The organism is Salinivibrio sp. AR647 (assembly GCF_001995415.1).
Taxonomy (GTDB): domain Bacteria; phylum Pseudomonadota; class Gammaproteobacteria; order Enterobacterales; family Vibrionaceae; genus Salinivibrio; species Salinivibrio costicola.
In genome coordinates this window covers 321,151-339,032 of sequence record NZ_MUFE01000001.1, presented here as the reverse complement: position 1 = coordinate 339,032, position 17,882 = coordinate 321,151, and the positions used below count along the sequence as shown (strand labels likewise).

Genomic DNA, 17,882 nt, shown 5'->3' with positions numbered 1-17,882 from the left:
CGGCGGCCACAACCAAGAGTAAGCGAATGAGTCTGGAACAGGTCGAAGAAACCTTACTGCGCCCGGCGGGCGTGAGTGAGTCGCAGCTTCATGCGACGCTGGCGCACTTAAGCGGTCGCCAGATTGACTATGGCGATATTTTCTTCCAATCCACTTGGCATGAATCGTTAGCGCTGGAAGACAGCATTATTAAAGACGGCTCCTTTAATATCGACCGTGGCGTTGGTGTCAGAGCAATTAGCGGAGAAAAAACCGGCTTCGCGTATTCTGATCAACTTACCATTGATGCGCTGATGCAAAGTGCGACTGCGGCGCGGGGCATTGCACCTGTCGGTGGACACGGTAAGGTCAGCGCCTTTCGTGCCGTCCAAGCGACCCCTTACTATGGGCCCATCGATCCGCTGGGAAGCCTGACGCGTGAGCAGAAAATTGATTTATTAAAAGAAATCGATAGCTATATTCGTGCTAAAGAGCCACGCGTCAAAGAAGTGAATGCCAGTTTAAACGGCTTGTATGAGCAAGTGCTGATTGCGGCGACGGACGGTACCTATGGCGCCGACATTCGTCCTTTGGTGCGCTTATCGGTCTCAGTGTTAGTTGAGCAAGATGGTCGTCGTGAGCGCGGCAGTGCTGGTGGCGGTGGCCGCTATGGTTACGAGGTCTTTTTGCACGAGCAGGCGGGTAAGTCGCGCGCGTTGCAATTTGCTGATGAAGCTATCCGTCTCGCGCTGGTCAACCTTCGTGCAGACGCGGCACCAGCAGGGACGATGCCCGTGGTGTTGGGCGCAGGTTGGCCGGGCGTGTTGCTGCATGAAGCGGTCGGTCACGGATTAGAAGGGGACTTTAACCGCAAAGAGTCATCGGTATTTACCGGTAGCCTTGGTGAGCAAGTAACCTCTCCTCTGTGTACCATCGTTGATGACGGCACCATGAATGATCGTCGCGGCTCGTTGAGCATCGATGATGAAGGAGTGCCAGGCCAGTACAATGTATTGGTCGAAAATGGCGTACTCAAAGGCTATATGCAAGATAAGCATAATGCCAAACTCATGGGTGTGGCGCCCACCGGGAATGGTCGTCGCGAGTCTTATGCACACTTGCCGATGCCACGCATGACCAATACCTATATGTTAGGTGGAGACAGTACCCCTGAATCGATCATTGCCAGTGTTGAGCGAGGCTTATATGCGCCGAACTTTGGCGGCGGGCAGGTCGATATCACCTCGGGGAAATTTGTATTCTCCACGTCAGAAGCTTATCTGATTGAAAAGGGTGAAATCACTACTCCGGTGAAAGGCGCGACCTTAATTGGCAGTGGTGTTGAAGCCATGCAGCAGGTATCGATGGTGGGCAATGATCTGGCGATTGATCCTGGCGTTGGGGTTTGCGGGAAAGCCGGACAAAGCGTGCCTGTTGGTGTTGGGCAACCGACATTGAAATTAGATGCGATGACTGTCGGTGGCACCGAATCTTAACCAATCTACGCCAGTGCGAGGCACTGGCGTATTGTTTTATAGGCTTTGGTCGTAAAAGCCTTTGAGATATTGGAAGATCTCGCGATAGGCCTTGGGCGGCTTATTTTGCTGTTGCTCTTTTTGAGCCTGACGTGCCAACTGGCGTAAACGCTGACGGTCAGCATCAGGATACTGTAAGAGCGCATCACTAATCGCACTATCGCCCTGATCGATAATACGATCGCGTAGCTGCTCAATTTTTTGTAGCGCCATGCTATGTTGAGCATGTTTGTTCTGCAACTTATCGAGCGCCGCTTGTATCGGTTCAGGATCGCGCGATCGCATCAATTTGCCCACGTACTGGAGCTGGCGTCGACGGGCTTCGTTTTTTAAACGTTGTGCGTCGAGAATCGCAGAGAGCAAGTTGTCATCAAGCGGGAATTTTTCTAATACCGCGGGTTTGAGTTTAACCAGCGCTTCGCCGAGCGATTGTAAAGCAAGCATATCGCGCTTCATCTCGGACTTGCTAACCCAGATGATTTCTTCCTCTTCCTCCCAGGGAGCGGGTTTATTTTTACGGCCCATGTTCAACCTCAGTGAGAATGTGCAATGACACGTATGTTAACAAGAAACGCGCCCAAACGCGGGCTTTTTTATCATAGCCTCGCTGAGCTCACGATGTCGAACTCGAATGCGAATCAAAAAGGTCAACTATGAGTGTGAAACAACAGGTCGCTGAACAAGAGCAGCAGCTTCGCCAAGCGGTAAGTCGTGCGCTAGATATGGCGTCGGCGCGAAGTGATCAAGCCGAAGTCGCTATCACCAAAAGTACCGGCATCAGTGTAAGCTCGCGAATGGGCGAAGTCGAAAACGTTGAATTTAATCAAGATGGTGCGCTCGGCATCACCGTGTATCGCGATCAGCGTAAAGGCAGCGCCTCCACCACCGATTTATCTGAAAAAGCGATAGCTAAAACGGTCGAAGCCGCGTTAGAAATCGCGAGCTATACCTCGCCCGATCCCTTTGGTGGTCCGGCGCCGAAAGACTTGATGGCGTTCGACTACCCGGATTTGGACTTGTTTTATCCGGATGAGCCCGAACCGGATACCGCCGCGGCATTGGCGATTGAAGCTGAGCAAGCAGCCCTGAATCATGACAGCCGGATCAAGTTCAGTGATGGTGCCAGCTATGACAGTCACTATGGGATCCGAGTATATGGCAATAGCCACGGTATGCTCGGGAGCTATCCGTCAAGTCAACAGGCGTTAAGCTGCTCGGTGATTGCGCAAAGCGAGGGCGGCATGGAGCGTGACATGAGCTACACAGTGGCGCGTGACAAAGCCGATTTATGGACCCCTGCATTTGTCGGGGTTGAAGCGGCCAAACATGCGGTTGCCCGTTTGAACCCGCGCAGTGTCTCGACATGCCAAGTGCCCGTGATGTTCGATCGCAGTGTCGCAACGGGGTTGTTTGGTCATTTGGTCATGGCGATTAGCGGATCGGCACTGTACCGCAAATCCTCGTTCTTATTAGACAAAAAGGACGAGCAGATATTTCCGCATTGGCTCACTATTAATGAATTGCCCCATGTGCGTAAAGGGGCCGCCAGTGCGCCGTTTGATAGCGAAGGGGTGATCACACAAGACAGACGCATTATTGAGCAAGGGATCTTGAAAACCTACCTAGCGACCAGTTATGCCGCCCGTAAGCTAGATATGGCACCCACAGGTCATGCCGGCGGGATTCATAACTGGTACGTGAGCCACACAGGCCAAGATACGGATGCCATGCTTAAAACATTAGGAACCGGATTGCTGGTTACCGAACTGATGGGGCAAGGTGTTAACCCAGTCACCGGCGATTACTCACGCGGTGCCGCTGGTTTTTGGGTGGAAAAGGGCGAAATACAGTACCCAGTCAGTGGGATCACCATTGCTGGTAACTTGAATGACATGTTTGCCAATATCGTCGCCATCGGCACTGACATTGAAACCCGTAGTCAGATTCAAACCGGGTCGATCATTATTGATTCAATGAAGGTGGCTGGCGAGTAAGGTGTTTTAGCCACTCGACCACGACCCTCTGCAATCAGGACGTAGCGCTGCAATTAGGACGAGGTAAAAAAGCCGAGGCAAAAAAATAAACCAAGCACGATCGCTCTCGTGCTTGGTTTTTTTACTCAGCAGTGCCGCCTATTTTACTCAGCGGTGCCTGTTTTATCCGGCGATAAAAGCGATTAAGACCGCGCCGAGTACCAGACGATAGATAACAAAAGGAAGCATTCCCACGCGCGTGACCAATTTCAAAAACGCGTGGATACAGGCATATGCACTGACAAACGAAACCAACACGCCCACACCGATTGGCGCTAACGCAACCGGCTCAGGACTCGTTGCCAGTTGCAAACCAAGGTAGGAACCCGCCAGAGTGATGATCGGAATCGACATCAAAAACGAGAATCGTGCCGCGGCTTCGCGTGTGTAGCCCAGCATTAAGGCGGCGGTGATGGTCGCGCCAGAGCGAGATGTCCCTGGGATTAATGCCAGCGCTTGTGCGATACCAATCAACCATGCCCGCGACTGGGTGGTTTGGTATTCGTCATTGGCAAGCCGCGCGTGACGATCGGCCCACCACAATAGGGCGCCAAATACCAAGGTAGTGGCTGCGATCACCCATACCGAGCGTAAGTACAATTCTATCAAGTCTTTTAGGAACAGCCCGGCAAGACAAGCTGGGATAGTCGCTAAGACGATCATCCAAGCTAATTGACTATCGCGGCTGTGTTTTCCTGCTAAGGATGCGAAAAACGCGCCGAGCAAATTCCGGACTTCACGGCGAAAATAGCCGATGACTGCCGCCAACGTGCCCACATGCACGGCCACATCAAACGCTAACCCTTGATCGGCCCAACCAAATAACTGGGAAGGAAGGATCAGGTGCGCGGAGCTGGAAATGGGAAGAAACTCAGTCAGTCCCTGAATCAAGGCTAAAAAGAAGGCTTCGAATAGGCTCATGATGATGATTGATCCTTCAAATAGGCCGGCGTATCAATAGGCCATAGTGGTTGGTGCTGGTCAAATGCCTGCCAAAGTTGAGCGAAGGTACGACCATCTCCCGGCACCGCTTGTGTTGGACACAGTTCGGCGAGCGGCCAAAGGGTAAAAGCAAATTTATAGATATCGTTGCGGGGTAGGGTAGGGCCACTGGGTTGACAGTGATCACCAAAGATGAGCAAGTCGATATCCAAGGTACGATCGCGATACTTAATGTCATCACGCTGACGGCCATGCTGCCGTTCGATATCGCGGATGGCCTGCCAAAAGGTCTCTAATGGCTGGGCGGTATGAAGTTCGGCAATGAGATTATAAAAGTTAGGGCCTTCAAACCCGACCGGCTCGGCTTCAAAAATGCGAGAAAACCGACACTGTGGATCGAGTTGACGCAGAGCGTGAACGGCCGCTTCAATATGAAAATCGCGCTCAATGTTCGAGCCGATACTGACTAATGCTTGTGTCACCGTGTGCCTCGCTCTATAACAACGCCTACAGACTGTGCGGGCGCCACAGCGCCGGGTTTGGCGACGCGGATTTTCACCCAAGGCACGCCAAATTGAGATTGGATCAGGCTCGCAACCTCTTCGGCGACGCGCTCGATGAGCGCGCAGCGGCTGGCTTGAACGTGGGCAATAACGGCGTCACTGACGCTAGCATAATCAAGCGCAAGGGTGACGTCATCCTGTTGGGCCGCAGGGCGATTGTCGTGCGCCATTTCAATATCGAACACCAACTTTTGCTGGATGGTTTGTTCCCAATCGTAAACACCGATAGTGGTGTACACGTCGAGTTGTTCTATGAATACGGAATCCATGTTTTTTCACACTCCGTGACAGGTCGGATACCACTGTGGTAAGAAAGTTCGTATCATTGGATGTGTCCATTGACAGATGGATACGTGATACGTTCCGATCCATGATAGGTTTATCGATGAACGTGGGCGCACTATAGCAACGAATGCGGCACAAACTCTAGGGATTTCACATGACTGCACTGGCCATTGCCATCATCATCGCTGCCTACTTACTCGGCTCTGTTTCTAGTGCCGTTCTGGTTTGTCGTGCCTTTGGCTTACCCGATCCCAGAGATCAAGGGTCTAAAAATCCAGGCGCGACCAATGTTTATCGGCTCGGTGGACGGTTTGCGGCGGCACTGGTGCTGTTATGCGACATGCTCAAAGGCACGATCCCGGTGTGGCTTAGTTACTTAATCGGGATCAATCCTTTTTTACTGGGGCTAATCGCGATTGCTGCATGCCTTGGTCATATTTATCCGGTTTTTTTTCATTTTCGAGGCGGGAAAGGGGTGGCTACCGCGCTCGGCGCGATGGCACCGATCGGGTTAAGTCTCACTGGATTGCTGGTCGCCACCTGGGGGCTAGTCTTGGTCTTAACCGGCTATTCGTCATTAAGCGCGATCGTCACTGCGATTGTCGCCCCGCTGTTTACCTGGTGGATTAAGCCGCAATTTACCATGCCCGTAGCCATGCTTTCTTGCCTGATTTTATTTCGCCATTACGACAATATCCGACGGTTATTGGATGGAGAAGAAAAGCCTGTTTTACTTCGTTGGTGGCGGCGAGAGCGATAGAGCGCGATACACCGAGCGCGATGCCACCGTGCCTAAATCAAAAAAGACAGCCGATGGCTGCCTTTTGGGGGTGATTGCACTATTTTCGCGATGGTGCGACTTATTAGGGTGCGACGTATTGATACGCCACGGGTTATCGCGTCATGTCATGAGTCTGTCTGTTCACTATCAACAGCCGCGAGTGTGTCTAGTGGCCAACGAGGCTGAGCTTTAACTCCGAGTCCCATATGCTCACCGTTTTTAAGTCGCTGCATGCCCGCGTAGGCGATCATCGCGCCATTATCGGTGCAAAATTCAGGGCGAGGATAGAATACATCGCCGCCACGTTTTTTGGTCAGCACATCGAGCTTTTCACGTAGATAACGATTAGCACTGACTCCACCGGCAACCACCAAACGATTCAGGCCACATTGGTCTAAGGCGCGTTTACACTTAATCGCCAGCGTATCGACGACTGCATCTTGGAAGGCATAGGCAATGTCTGCTCGTGTTTGATCATCGGTGTCGTTGGCGGCAATGGTGTTGGCCGCGAAGGTCTTCAGGCCGGAAAAGCTGAAATCTAACCCTGGGCGGTCAGTCATCGGACGCGGAAAGGTAAAGCGGCCATGGGTGCCTTTTTCGGCGAGTTTAGACAGTAATGGGCCACCCGGGTAATCGAGWTTCATCAGTTTCGCGGTTTTATCAAACGCCTCACCGGCAGCATCATCAATCGATTCACCTAAAATACGGTATTGGCCAATGCCTTTCACCTCTACCAATAAGGTGTGGCCGCCTGACACCAGCAAGGCGACAAAAGGAAAAGCGGGCGGATTGTCTTCAAGCATGGGCGCGAGTAGATGACCTTCCATATGGTGGACACCCACCGCGGGCACTTGCCATGCATACGCAAGACTGCGGCCAATGGTGGATCCAACCAGTAACGCACCCACTAAACCTGGGCCGGCAGTATAGGCGATGCCATCGAGTTGATCGGGCGTAAGGTTCGCTTGCGCCATGGCCGCTTTAATTAAGGGCAAGGTCTTTTTGACATGATCGCGTGAGGCCAGCTCGGGAACAACGCCGCCATAATCGGCATGCAGTTTTACCTGACTGTAAAGTTGGTGTGACAAAAGCCCTGCTTGATCATCGTAGATCGCAACGCCGGTTTCGTCACAAGATGTCTCTATGCCTAAAATGCGCATCATAACCTCAGGTTAACAGCCGATAGATTGTGTATTTAAGATCATTGCCCACATGATATAATGCGATGATCGAAGCGGAGAAGAGAGGGTCAGAATAGACTGACCGTGCGCGCAATCTTACATGGCTTAGAAGTAATTCGCTAGATGCGCTTTACATTCACCCCTTCTTCGGATTAGAATTTCGCACCATTTTTAATCAAGGCTGGCCAATTGTTCGCCAGCAGTAACTGACAACCCCCGAGGTGAAAGGCACATGCCAGTAGTTAAAGTACGTGAAAACGAACCATTTGACGTAGCACTGCGTCGCTTTAAGCGCTCTTGTGAAAAAGCAGGTATTCTTTCTGAAGTTCGCCGTCGTGAGAACTATGAAAAGCCAACTACCGTTCGCAAACGCGCTAAAGCCGCTGCTCAAAAGCGTCACCTGAAAAAGTTGGCACGCGAAAACCAACGCCGCGTACGTATGTACTAATAACGATAGATTCAGGAAAATGCTATGGAATTGCTTGAACGTCTAAAAGACGCGCAAAAAACGGCGATGAAACAAAAAGACAAAGCGCGCCTCGGTACGCTTCGTCTGGTAATGGCAGCAATTAAGCAGCAAGAAGTGGATACGCGTCAGTCGCTAAGCGATGATGAAATCCTGGCTGTGTTGACCAAAAATGTAAAGCAGCGCCGTGATTCCGTAGCCCAGTACCAAGCAGCCGGTCGTGACGACCTTGCCGATGTAGAGCTTGCTGAGATCGCGGTGATAGAAGAATTTCTACCCCAGCCTCTGAGCGATGACGACGTCGACGCATTGGTGAAAGCAGCCGTTGAAACAACGGGTGCCTCGTCAATGCAAGACATGGGCAACGTCATGGGGGTATTAAAACCCCAAGTGCAGGGCCGTGCTGATATGGGGAAAGTAAGCCAGCGTGTCAAAGCACACCTAGGCTAGATGTTCCTCACTTTATAACAAGCCGTGCTTTCCATTATGGACGGCGCGGCTTGTTTGCTTCTCTCCTTATAAATTTCAGGTTATGGCAGGCAGAATCCCGCGCGCATTCATTGATGACTTGCTTTCACGTCTCGACATCGTTGAGATCATAGATGCACGGGTCAAGCTCAAGAAAAAAGGCAAAAACTATAGTGCCTGTTGCCCGTTCCATAACGAGAAAACCCCCTCATTCAGTGTGAGCCAGGATAAGCAGTTTTATCACTGCTTCGGATGTGGTGTGCACGGTAATGCGATTGACTTTATGATGGAATTCGAACGGCTCGAATTTCCGGAAGCGATCGAAGAGCTAGCCAGTGGTCTGGGTTTAGAGGTACCTCGCGAGCAGTCGTCGGGGGGTTCCGCACGGCCCAGCATGCCAAGTGATGATAAGCGCCAAATCTACGAGATGATGGAAGCCATTGCGCGTACCTACAGCGGTGAATTACGCACCGATGTTGGGCAAGTGGCCATCGATTATCTCAAACAGCGCGGATTATCCGGAGAAGTGGTAAAACAGTTTGGTGTCGGGTTCGTTCCTGACCAATGGGATACGATTAAGCGACGCTTTGGGCGCAGCCAAGCCGATCAGCAGCAACTGTTAACGGCAGGGATGCTGATTGAAAATGACAATGGCCATACTTATGACCGTTTTCGTGGCCGCATTATGTTCCCGATTCGCGATCGACGTGGTCGTGTGATTGGTTTTGGTGGCCGGGTATTGGGAGATGGCACGCCTAAATACCTTAACTCACCTGAAACCCCGATCTTTCATAAAGGTCGTGAGTTGTATGGTTTGTATGAGGTGATGCAGTCTTACCGCCACCCCGAACGTATTTTGGTGGTTGAAGGCTACATGGATGTGGTGGCGTTGGCGCAATTTGGCGTTGACTATGCGGTTGCCTCATTGGGGACCTCTACCACAGGTGAACATATTCAAACCCTGTTCCGGCAAACCAGTACTATACTGTGTTGCTACGATGGTGATCGTGCCGGTCGTGATGCGGCATGGCGTGCGATGGAGCAAGCCCTGCCTTATATTCATGATGGTCGGCAGCTGAAGTTTATGTTTTTGCCCGATGGCGATGATCCTGACTCCATGATCCGCCAAGAAGGGAAAGAAGGTTTTGAGCAGCGCTTAAGCGAGGCGCAAAGCTTATCGACCTTTATGTTTAATACCTTGCTCAAGCAGGTGGATACCAGTAGCCGAGAGGGCAAAGCCAAGCTAGCTAACTTAGCCGTGCCACTGATTGAGAAAGTGCCGGGTGATACGTTGCGTCTTTATTTACGTAATACGTTAGGGCAAAAGCTCGGTATTATGGATGATCACCAGTTGGATACGCTAATCAGCCGGCAAGGACAACCTGTTAAGGTCCATGGTCAGCCTGACATTAAGCGTACACCCATGCGTGAGGTGATTGCCTTATTGGTGCAGTACCCCATGCTTGGTCAAGAAGTGCCGCCGTTACCCTCGGCAGACACCATTGATTTACCCGGGTTAGCGTTGTTAAACCCGATCCTTGAGATCTGTCGACAGCGCCCCCATATCACTACCGGCCAGTTGCTAGAGCACTGGCGGGGAACCAAACAAGAAGCCTTGTTAGCCCGTTTGGCTGGCTGGGACCTACATGTTGACGATGAAAATGCGTCAGAACTTTTTTGCGATTCACTGGATAGAATACTCGCCCAGTGTGTCGAACAACAAATAGCCAAGTTGCAAGCGAAGTCAAATACCGTCGGCTTATCAGTCGAAGAGAAGCGGGAACTGATGCTTCTTATACAGAGCCAGTCCGTTTAGAAAGTAGCCAGCAAAGGTGACATTTGTTAAAATTGGCGGTTTGCGTTTCCGCATACTAAATTCTTCACTCAGACCCGAAGTTGGATATCGTCTATGGATCAAAATCCGCAGTCACAGCTAAAGTTGCTTGTCGCAAAAGGCAAGGAGCAAGGCTATCTGACCTATGCCGAAGTTAATGACCACCTCCCGGAAGACATTGTCGATTCCGACCAAATAGAAGACATCATTCAGATGATTAATGACATGGGCATTCAAGTGGTGGAAGCCGCGCCAGATGCCGATGAGTTAATGATGTCAGAAACCGTGGCCGACGAAGATGCAGCAGAAGCCGCGGCGGCAGCTCTATCGAGTGTGGAGAGCGAGATTGGTCGCACCACGGATCCCGTTCGCATGTACATGCGTGAAATGGGGACGGTCGAGCTGTTGACCCGTGAGGGCGAGATCGATATTGCCAAGCGTATCGAAGATGGCATCAATCAGGTGCAGTGTTCGGTGGCGGAATATCCGGCCTCGATTGCTTCACTGCTTGATCAATTCGACAAAGTTGAAGCCGAAGAGCTTCGCTTAACCGACATCATTTCGGGATTTATCGATCCCGAACAGGACAGTGTCGCCCCGACCGCGACCCATATCGGCTCCGAGCTCAGTGAAAAAGAGCTGGATGACGAAGATGAAGACGACGACAAAGACGATAGCGACGAAGACGATGAGAGTGAGGAAGATGTCGGTATCGATCCTGAGCTCGCACGTGAAAAGTTCAGCGAATTGCGTCGTACTTATTCGGCAATGGAAACCGCGATTCAGAAGTACGGGCGTTATGACGACCGCACTAAATCATCGATCGAAGAATTGTCTGAGACATTTAAACAGTTCCGTCTGATCCCCAAACAGTTTGATCGTTTGGTAAAAGACATGCGTCAGACCATGGACAAGGTTCGCACCCAAGAGCGTTTGGTGATGCGTCTTTGTGTCGATCAGGCGAAAATGCCGAAGAAAACCTTTGTGCAACTGTTTGGCGGTAACGAGTCATCAGATGCATGGATTGACCAAGCACTTAATTCAGGCAAGCCTTACGCAGAGCGTGTCGCACGTTACGAAGAAGATCTACGCCGTTGTGTGCAGAAGCTAAAAATTATCGAAGACGAAACTGGCCTGTCGGTCGAGCGTATCAAAGATATTAGCCGTCGCATGTCCATTGGTGAAGCGAAAGCACGCCGTGCCAAGAAAGAAATGGTTGAGGCGAACTTGCGTTTGGTGATTTCGATTGCGAAAAAATACACCAACCGTGGCTTACAATTCTTGGATCTGATTCAAGAAGGTAACATTGGCTTGATGAAAGCGGTGGATAAGTTCGAATACCGCCGTGGTTATAAATTCTCAACCTATGCTACTTGGTGGATTCGTCAGGCGATCACACGCTCGATTGCAGACCAAGCACGGACCATTCGTATTCCGGTGCATATGATTGAGACCATCAACAAGCTCAACCGTATTTCGCGCCAAATGCTGCAGGAAATGGGCCGCGAGCCGTTACCGGAAGAATTGGCAGAGCGGATGCTGATGCCAGAAGATAAAATCCGCAAAGTGCTGAAAATTGCCAAAGAGCCGATCTCGATGGAAACACCGATTGGTGATGATGAAGATTCACACTTAGGTGATTTTATCGAAGACACCACGTTGGAACTGCCTATGGATTCGGCGACGTCGAACAACCTTAAGATGGCAACCAATGATGTCTTAGCCGGTCTTACGCCACGCGAAGCGAAAGTACTGCGTATGCGCTTTGGTATTGAAATGAATACTGACCATACGCTGGAAGAAGTGGGTAAACAGTTTGATGTGACTCGTGAGCGTATTCGTCAGATTGAGGCGAAAGCGCTACGTAAACTTCGTCATCCAAGCCGCTCAGAAACACTGCGCAGCTTCTTGGACGAATAAAGTGATACCTGTTTAGCGGACAGCGGTTAAGCGTAACAGCTGTTTAGCACAGCAGCGGTTTAGTGTAATAACAAAAAGGCGAGCCAGTGGCTCGCCTTTTTTTGGGTTTATTGTCGTGATTTTTCTCGTGGACCAACCCCACACATCGTGGCCGATTAACCTTATCTGCGTTAAGTAATAAACAGCGTCGCCAAGCCTAAAAAGGCAAGCAAGCCGACCACATCGGTGATGGTGGTGAGCGCCATGCCGCCCGCTAACGCCGGATCGATATTGTATTTTTTCAGCAATGTCGGTATTGCGACCCCAGCAATGCCCGCGATAAATAGGTTGACCAGCATTGCACCGGAAATAATTAACCCTAACTCAATACTGCCTTTCCAAACCACCACAATGCCACCAATAATAGCGGACCAAATCAGCCCGTTCATCAACCCCACGGTGGCTTCTTTGGCCAGTAACCAGCGGGTGTTGGAATCACCGATATGGCCGACGGCAAGCCCTCGGATCACCAGTGCGACCGTTTGGTTACCCGCTACACCACCCATAGAAGGGACGATGGTCATTAAAACGGCGATTGCCGCCATTTTATCCAGGGTGCCTTCAAACATATTAGAGACGGACGCCGCGGTTAGGGCGGCGAGCACATTGATCCCAAGCCAAATGCTACGACGACGTGCACTTTTAAAAGCCGGTGCAAAGGTGTCTTCCTCGTCATCCAAGCCTGCCATACTCATCATCGAATGCTCGGCATCTTCACGAATAATATCGACGACATCATCAATGGTAATCCGACCGACGAGGTGATTACGTTCGTCGACAACAGGGGCGGAAACCCAGTTACGACGCTCAAACAAATGGGCGACATCGCCATCATCCATGGTGACGCTGATCGCTTCATCAGGATCCTCCATGATGTCAGCAATGGCGACATCCGGCTGATTCACCAAGAGGGCACTGATAGGCAAATTACCGATTAATCGGCCATTGGGATCAATCACGTACAAGGTATCGGTGGTATCGGGTAACTCACCGCGCATGCGCAAATAGCGTAAGACCACGTCCACGGTGACATCATCACGAATAGTGACGACGTCGGTGTTCATGATCCCGCCTGCAGACTCCTCAGGATAGGAAAGGGCTTGTTGCACCCGCGTCCTATCTTGGGCATCCATTTGCGCTAGCACATCTTGAGAAACGTCCTGAGGCAAGCTACGCAGCAAGTAGGCGACATCATCGGTCTCCATGCCCTCGGTGGCTGCCGCAAGCTGATCGGGCGCCATCCGCACCATGATGCCGTCTTTAACGTCCTCCGAGAGCTCATCAAGGATTTCCCCCTGATCCTCTGGATCGGTTAATTGCCACAGAACAAGACGCCCTTTTGGCGGCGATGCTTCTAGCAGGTGGGCGGTATCTTCCGGCTCCATGTCCTCAAGCATGCGACGTACGCGTACGAACATCCCTTGCTCAAGGAGTTGAGTGACTTCTTGGAGACGTTGGTGGGTTTGGTTACTTTGTTCTTGTTCTGTTGACTCTGCCATCGGTCACTCCCCCAAATGCAATGACTAAAATTCTAACCCAATCAGGGGTGTCTGTCTCATGACAAATCGGTTGAAGGCGGGAATTGTGGGCAATGAACGCACAGGCTTACGTCGTGGCGTGAGAGGTGACCGTGTCTTCGTCAAATCCCGCATCAAATAACGCTTTGACTGCATCTAGGGCTAACGCTGACTGAGGGCCATCGGCCGACACTGTGATCGTTTCGCCTTGTGCTGATTCGAGCATCAGCATCGCCATCACACTGTCTGCATTAGCGGACTTAGTGTCGGTTTGTAGGGTGACTTGCGCATCATAGTCTTGCACTAACTCAACCAGCTTTATCGCGGCGCGGGCATGGAGGCCAAGGCGATTACGGACACAGACCTGTGCTGACAAGGCGGTCATCCTTGTTGCTCCAACGTGCGATGACGGATTTGCACCTGTTCGCCTAACTCATGAAAATAATCAGATAAGTACTGGGCAACATAGACAGAGCGATGTTTACCACCGGTACAGCCGATTGCTACGGTCACATAACTGCGGTTGTTATTTTTAAGCGCCGGGAGCCAAGACTCTAAAAAGCCCTTAATTTGCGCGATCACCATTGCGACATCTGGCTGAGCGGCAAGAAACATGCGGACGGGTTTTTCTAAGCCAGTATGGGGTCGTAACGTGGGCTCCCAATGCGGGTTGGGTAAAAAGCGAACATCAAACACATAATCGGCATCGGCGGGCAAGCCATGCTTGAAGCCGAACGATTCAAATACCATGACAAGATCGCTGCTGGTGCGGCCAAGCACCAAGGCACGCACAGATTCACTCAAATCGTGGATAGAGAGCCCGGATGTGTTGATAACGCGATCGGCATGAGCTTTTATCGGTGCCATCTGTTGCTTTTCGGCTTGGATCGCTTGCTCAAGTGACAAATTATGTCGCGATAACGGATGCAAACGCCGTGTTTCACTGAATCGTTTGATCAGATCCTTGTCATCCGCATCCAAATAATAAAGTGTCACATCGCAGACTTGTCGTAATGCCTCTAAGGTATCCGCGATCGGCTCTTTCGCATTCGGAAGGTTACGAATATCTAAACTCACCGCGATTTTGGCGTCGGCGTCATCTTGTGACACGACAAAGTCACGCAGTAAGTTAACGGGTAAATTGTCGACGCAATAGTAGCCAAGATCCTCGAGTACCCTTAGCGCCACTGACTTGCCTGAGCCAGAGCGGCCACTGACAATTTTTAGCATCATAATGTTCCCCGTTAGCCTGATGGCTTATTGCGTAATAATGTTGTAGAGCTCTTGGTCTGAGTCAGCACTGCGAAGTTGACGACATAGCTGTTTATTGTTCAGCTTCTCCGCAATACTCGAAAGGGTTTGTAAGTGCACCTTACATTGCTCATCGGGTACCAGTAACGCGAATAGCAAATCCACCGGACGTTTATCGACTGCATCAAACTCGATAGGTTCCGCACATTGCAACAACACCCCGATAGCCTGTTGGCTCTCAAGTGTTCGCCCATGTGGGATAGCAATCCCCGCGCCAATGCCTGTGGTGCCGAGTTTTTCACGGCTTAGCATGCATTCAAACAATTTTTGCGCGTTAGTGCCCAGTTTATTCGCAGCAACCTGACTAATAATTTCCAGGGCGCGTTTTTTGCTGGAGCAGTGGACAGCACTACGCGTGCAGTCCACTGAAAGTACATCTTTAAGTTCCATAGCCTAATGCTGTTTGAGCTTTTCTTTGTGTTTACTCAGTTGTTTAACCAGTTTATCGGTCAACCCGTCAATGGCCGCATACATGTCTTGCGACTGTGCTTTCGCATGGAGCTCGCCGTTATTTACATGGAGCGTTGCCTCTGCGATTTGGTCAAGCTTTTGAACATTCAGTACAACATGGACATTGTTAATGTGCTCGAAAAAGCGCTCGAGTTTAGCAAATTTGGTTTCCACATACTCGCGCAATGGTGGCGTGATGTCGACAGACTGTCCAGTCAGGTTGATTTGCATACACATTTTCCTTCTGTTGAGGCGTCTACAATAGACGCTTGCGCTGGTTTGACGGCGCAATACCAAGTGACTCTCGGTACTTGGCAATGGTCCGTCTTGCAACTTTAATGCCTTGCTCGGCCAGCAATGCGGCAATCTTGCTATCACTGAGTGGCTTGTTTGCCGGCTCGTCAGCGACCAATTTTTTTATGAAGGCGCGAATCGCCGTCGATGAGCATTCACCGCCATTGTCGGTGCTCACATGGCTGGAGAAAAAGTATTTCAGCTCGAAAATACCGCGAGGCGTATGCATATACTTTTGTGTGGTGACACGGGAAATGGTCGACTCGTGCATATCCACATCAAGGGCAATATCATTCAAGACCATGGGCTTCATGGCCTCCTCGCCGTATTCAAAAAAATCATGTTGGTGCTCAACGATACAGCGCGTCACCTTAAGTAAGGTGTCATTGCGGCTTTCCAAGCTCTTAATCAGCCATTTTGCTTCTTGTAAGTGTGAACGAATGAATTGGCCATCAGATGCACTGCAGCCATTGCGTCCGTAGGCGGCATATTGTTCGTTCACTTTCAGTTTGGGCACACTGTCTGGGTTGATTTGTACCACCCATTGGCCTTGGTGTTTAAACACGGATACATCAGGGACCACGTACTCAGCTTCGTTGGTGACAATTAAGTTACCCGGGCGAGGCTCTAAACTGTGGATGAGCTGCATCACCGCTTTAAGCTCCGGCTCTTTTAGACGGGTTTCTCGCATGAGTTGGCGATAATCGCGATTGGCAAGTAAGTCCATATGCTCGGTCAAGACCTTGCGCGCGTCTGCCAGCCAGGGCGTATTGTCATCATAGGTGGCCAGTTGCAGCATTAAACATTCTTGCAGTGAACGCGCCGCAATCCCCAGAGGATCAAAGTGCTGGACGCGTTTAAGCACCGCTTCAACTTCATCCAGTTCAATATCATCACTGCCGAGGCTATCTAAAATATCCTCGGTACTGACTGAGAGATAGCCTTGGTCATCCACCGCATCAATGATAGCCATGGCAATCACGTGATCGTTTTCGGAAAATGGCGTGAGCTCAAGCTGCCATTTTAAATAGTCATATAGCGTCTGCGTGGTTTCGCCTTGATAAACGGGCTGATCATCATATCCACCCACACCGGTACTGCCGGTGCCAGCAGAGTATAAGTGGTCCCACGTCGTATCAACTGGGAGATCATCCGGCATTTCGTTTTTTTCGAGCGCATCGGATGTTTCCATGGTATCGGCACTGGCGGTTGCCGTTTCTTGTGAGGCCGCATGCTGATCGTGCTGACTATCACTTTGATCCGTGTCTTGCTCTTGGCCTTCGTCATGTTCCAATAGAGGGTTGGATTCCAACGCTTCTTGGATCTCTTGTTGCAAATCCAACGTCGACAGCTGCAACAGACGAATTGCCTGTTGCAGTTGTGGTGTCATTGCGAGTTGTTGTCCAAGCTTAAGCTGAAGCGTGGGTTTCATAGAGGCTTTACACCTTTCCTTTTTCAACGACCAAAGAGGTTAAAAACGCTTGCTCTGGTCGACAGAGCAAGCGCTTTATTTAACTATAGCCTTGATTGGCATTTTTTAGCGTGAGCCGATCCTACAATTTGAACTGATCGCCCAAGTAAACCCGTTTAACGTGATCATCATTGAGCACCTCATCAGGCGTGCCGTGTGCAATCAAGTGACCTTGGCTGACAATGTAAGCGTGCTCACAGACACTGAGCGTCTCGCGTACATTGTGATCAGTGATGAGCACACCGAGACCACGGTCACGTAAGTGTTCAATGATTTTTTTTATATCGATAACCGAAATCGGGTCAACCCCAGCGAAGGGCTCATCAAGCAAAATAAATTTAGGGTTCGCGGCGAGGGCGCGCGCAATTTCAACCCGTCGGCGTTCGCCCCCAGAAAGCGCCATGCCTAAGCTGTCACGAATATGTTGGATATTAAACTCGTCTAACAAGTCTTCGGCTTTGTCCTGACGCTCTTCTTTCGTCAAGGATTTACGCGTTTGTAGCACCGCCATGAGATTATCGTAGACGCTGAGTTTACGAAATATCGACGCTTCTTGCGGTAAGTAACCGATCCCCAAGCGAGAGCGATTGTGCATGGGTTGAATGCTGATGTCTTTATCATCGATATAAATCGCCCCCTCATCACGGGCCACTAAACCCACAATCATATAAAATGAGGTGGTTTTGCCTGCACCATTCGGGCCAAGCAGACCGACGATTTCACCGGATTTCACTTCCAAGCTTACATCGGCGACGACCTTTCGCCCTTTATAACTTTTTGCCAAGTTGGCCGCTGTCAGTGTTGCCATGTGGC

Annotated in this window: 19 protein-coding genes; 7 read left to right on the top strand and 12 right to left on the bottom strand. The window is 50.7% G+C overall.

The window, feature by feature from the left end:
- Positions 1-26 precede the first annotated feature (26 nt).
- Positions 27-1,475, top strand: a complete 1,449-nt coding sequence (gene tldD / locus BZG76_RS01585; RefSeq protein WP_021022693.1) for a metalloprotease TldD — start codon at positions 27-29, stop codon at positions 1,473-1,475.
- A gap of 36 nt (positions 1,476-1,511) precedes the next feature.
- Here tldD and yjgA read toward each other — a convergent pair whose 3' ends face one another.
- Positions 1,512-2,039: a ribosome biogenesis factor YjgA gene (gene yjgA, locus BZG76_RS01580; RefSeq protein ID WP_021022692.1), complete on the bottom strand. Its 528-nt coding sequence runs from the start codon at positions 2,037-2,039 to the stop codon at positions 1,512-1,514.
- A 128-nt stretch (positions 2,040-2,167) separates the two neighbouring features.
- Here yjgA and pmbA point away from each other — a divergent pair, with 128 nt between their 5' ends.
- The gene (gene pmbA / locus BZG76_RS01575; RefSeq protein WP_077459905.1) at positions 2,168-3,508 is read left to right on the top strand and encodes a metalloprotease PmbA; all 1,341 of its coding nucleotides are present in this window, start codon (positions 2,168-2,170) and stop codon (positions 3,506-3,508) included.
- A gap of 162 nt (positions 3,509-3,670) precedes the next feature.
- On the opposite strand, the gene BZG76_RS01570 is transcribed toward pmbA, so the two are convergent.
- From BZG76_RS01570 to folB, 3 genes are read right to left on the bottom strand one after another with little or no spacing between them, the layout of a single operon-like run.
- The gene (locus BZG76_RS01570; protein ID WP_021022690.1) at positions 3,671-4,468 is read right to left on the bottom strand and encodes an undecaprenyl-diphosphate phosphatase; all 798 of its coding nucleotides are present in this window, start codon (positions 4,466-4,468) and stop codon (positions 3,671-3,673) included.
- Positions 4,465-4,971 (bottom strand): 2-amino-4-hydroxy-6-hydroxymethyldihydropteridine diphosphokinase, encoded by a 507-nt coding sequence (gene folK / locus BZG76_RS01565; protein ID WP_021022689.1) that lies wholly within the window; start codon positions 4,969-4,971, stop codon positions 4,465-4,467. Before folK ends, BZG76_RS01570 begins: the two co-directional genes overlap by 4 nt.
- Positions 4,968-5,321 (bottom strand): dihydroneopterin aldolase, encoded by a 354-nt coding sequence (gene folB / locus BZG76_RS01560; RefSeq protein WP_021022688.1) that lies wholly within the window; start codon positions 5,319-5,321, stop codon positions 4,968-4,970. The genes folK and folB overlap by 4 nt, the downstream gene beginning before the upstream one ends.
- Before the next feature lie 170 nt (positions 5,322-5,491).
- On the opposite strand from folB, the gene plsY reads away from it, so the two are divergent.
- Complete coding sequence (gene plsY, locus BZG76_RS01555; protein WP_021022687.1) at positions 5,492-6,097, top strand: glycerol-3-phosphate 1-O-acyltransferase PlsY; 606 nt, start codon at positions 5,492-5,494, stop codon at positions 6,095-6,097.
- A 146-nt stretch (positions 6,098-6,243) separates the two neighbouring features.
- Here plsY and tsaD read toward each other — a convergent pair whose 3' ends face one another.
- Positions 6,244-7,278, bottom strand: a complete 1,035-nt coding sequence (gene tsaD, locus BZG76_RS01550) for a tRNA (adenosine(37)-N6)-threonylcarbamoyltransferase complex transferase subunit TsaD (protein ID WP_077459904.1) — start codon at positions 7,276-7,278, stop codon at positions 6,244-6,246.
- A gap of 253 nt (positions 7,279-7,531) precedes the next feature.
- Here tsaD and rpsU point away from each other — a divergent pair, with 253 nt between their 5' ends.
- From rpsU to rpoD, 4 genes are all read left to right on the top strand, one after another.
- On the top strand, positions 7,532-7,747 hold the full coding sequence (gene rpsU, locus BZG76_RS01545) for a 30S ribosomal protein S21 (protein WP_021022685.1): 216 nt from the start codon (positions 7,532-7,534) through the stop codon (positions 7,745-7,747).
- Between the two features lie 24 nt (positions 7,748-7,771).
- Positions 7,772-8,215, top strand: a complete 444-nt coding sequence (locus BZG76_RS01540; RefSeq protein ID WP_021022684.1) for a GatB/YqeY domain-containing protein — start codon at positions 7,772-7,774, stop codon at positions 8,213-8,215.
- An 82-nt stretch (positions 8,216-8,297) separates the two neighbouring features.
- Positions 8,298-10,049 carry a DNA primase gene (gene dnaG / locus BZG76_RS01535; protein ID WP_077459903.1) on the top strand — a complete coding sequence of 584 codons (1,752 nt, stop codon included), beginning with the start codon at positions 8,298-8,300 and terminating at the stop codon, positions 10,047-10,049.
- A gap of 93 nt (positions 10,050-10,142) precedes the next feature.
- Complete coding sequence (gene rpoD, locus BZG76_RS01530) at positions 10,143-11,987, top strand: RNA polymerase sigma factor RpoD (protein WP_021022682.1); 1,845 nt, start codon at positions 10,143-10,145, stop codon at positions 11,985-11,987.
- A gap of 170 nt (positions 11,988-12,157) precedes the next feature.
- Here rpoD and mgtE read toward each other — a convergent pair whose 3' ends face one another.
- From mgtE to lptB, 7 genes are all read right to left on the bottom strand, one after another.
- Positions 12,158-13,525: a magnesium transporter gene (gene mgtE / locus BZG76_RS01525; RefSeq protein WP_021022681.1), complete on the bottom strand. Its 1,368-nt coding sequence runs from the start codon at positions 13,523-13,525 to the stop codon at positions 12,158-12,160.
- 106 nt (positions 13,526-13,631) lie between these two features.
- On the bottom strand, positions 13,632-13,928 hold the full coding sequence (locus BZG76_RS01520; RefSeq protein ID WP_077459902.1) for an HPr family phosphocarrier protein: 297 nt from the start codon (positions 13,926-13,928) through the stop codon (positions 13,632-13,634).
- A complete protein-coding gene (gene rapZ / locus BZG76_RS01515; protein WP_077459901.1) occupies positions 13,925-14,776 on the bottom strand; it encodes an RNase adapter RapZ in 852 nt (283 codons plus the stop codon). The genes BZG76_RS01520 and rapZ overlap by 4 nt, the downstream gene beginning before the upstream one ends.
- Before the next feature lie 24 nt (positions 14,777-14,800).
- Positions 14,801-15,244 (bottom strand): PTS IIA-like nitrogen regulatory protein PtsN, encoded by a 444-nt coding sequence (gene ptsN / locus BZG76_RS01510; protein WP_077459900.1) that lies wholly within the window; start codon positions 15,242-15,244, stop codon positions 14,801-14,803.
- Positions 15,245-15,247: 3 nt separating this feature from the next.
- Positions 15,248-15,535, bottom strand: a complete 288-nt coding sequence (hpf, locus tag BZG76_RS01505; protein WP_021022677.1) for a ribosome hibernation promoting factor — start codon at positions 15,533-15,535, stop codon at positions 15,248-15,250.
- 25 nt (positions 15,536-15,560) lie between these two features.
- The gene (locus BZG76_RS01500; protein WP_077459899.1) at positions 15,561-17,030 is read right to left on the bottom strand and encodes an RNA polymerase factor sigma-54; all 1,470 of its coding nucleotides are present in this window, start codon (positions 17,028-17,030) and stop codon (positions 15,561-15,563) included.
- A gap of 121 nt (positions 17,031-17,151) precedes the next feature.
- Positions 17,152-17,877 carry an LPS export ABC transporter ATP-binding protein gene (gene lptB, locus BZG76_RS01495; protein ID WP_021022675.1) on the bottom strand — a complete coding sequence of 242 codons (726 nt, stop codon included), beginning with the start codon at positions 17,875-17,877 and terminating at the stop codon, positions 17,152-17,154.
- Between the last annotated feature and the right edge of the window lie 5 nt (positions 17,878-17,882).